Consider the following 1,044-nt stretch of genomic DNA (forward strand, 5'->3'; position numbering starts at 1 on the left):
CGCCGGCGATGCCAAGGATTTCGCCTACATGCAGCTCGAACCCGAGATCGTTCAGGCTTTGCCCGTGAGCGGTCGCCCGTGCGGAAAGCCTTTCCACGCTCAGACACACATCACCCGGCCGAGATAACGGCCTGCCCGCAACCGTCAAGGCATCGCCGACCATCAAGCGCGCCACCTCCGCTTCGGTGACGTTCGCAACCCGCGCACCCTCAAGTACGGTCTCGCCGTGCCGCATGATCGTTACCCGGTCGCAGAAAGCGGCAACCTCCCGGAACTTGTGCGTGATCAGAACCACGGCGTGACCTTGCCTCGACAATCGTTGGGCAAAAGAGAGGAGCGTGCGCGCTTCCTCGTCGGTCAGCACCGCCGTCGGTTCGTCCATGACCAGAATTCGGGCGCCCAGAAGCATGACCTTGATGATCTCGGCGCGCTGGCGTTCGGCGATCGAAAGATTCGCTACCAGCTTGTGCGGATCGACGGGCAGGCCGATCTCGCTCGACTTGGCGGAAACGATCGCCGCCGCATCGGTCAGCGTTTTCATAGCAGCCTTGCGGCCGAAGCCGAGGAGAACATTTTCGGCAACCGTAAAACTCTCGACCAGCCGGAAATGCTGATGGACCATGCCGAGACCGGCGGCGGCGGCTTCCAGCGGGCTGCGCAAACTGATCGCTTCGCCGTCGATCGATTGCTCGCCCCCGTCTGCTACATAGACGCCGGCCGCCACGTTCATCAAAGTGGACTTGCCTGCACCGTTCTCACCGACAATGGCATGCACCTCCCCCCATTCGAGACAGAAGGACGCATCGCGGAGCGCGGCTTTGCCGTCAAACGACTTGCCTATGCCGCGCATCAACAGAGCCGCCGGCGTGCCCAGCGGTCGTCGCATGTCGCCCGCTTGCTGAAGCGCCGTCGTCATTACTTCGCCGGCATGGTGCCGATGACACCGTCGACGAAATAGTCCATCGACCAGAGCGCCGCATCGTCGACCTTCCCGCCGACATCGACAACGATGGTGCCGTCTTGCTTTTTCAGAGGGCCCTGGAA

1 protein-coding gene is annotated in these 1,044 nt (G+C 62.5%); it reads right to left on the reverse strand.

The window, feature by feature from the left end; all coding sequences use genetic code 11:
* The coding region (locus EN991_RS37505; RefSeq protein ID WP_245461191.1) for an ATP-binding cassette domain-containing protein at window positions 1-850 on the reverse strand (850 nt) is incomplete at its 3' end.
* Between the last annotated feature and the right edge of the window lie 194 nt (window positions 851-1,044).

The sequence above is a fragment of the Mesorhizobium sp. M7A.F.Ca.US.005.03.2.1 genome (assembly GCF_003997795.1).
Lineage (GTDB): Bacteria > Pseudomonadota > Alphaproteobacteria > Rhizobiales > Rhizobiaceae > Mesorhizobium > Mesorhizobium ciceri.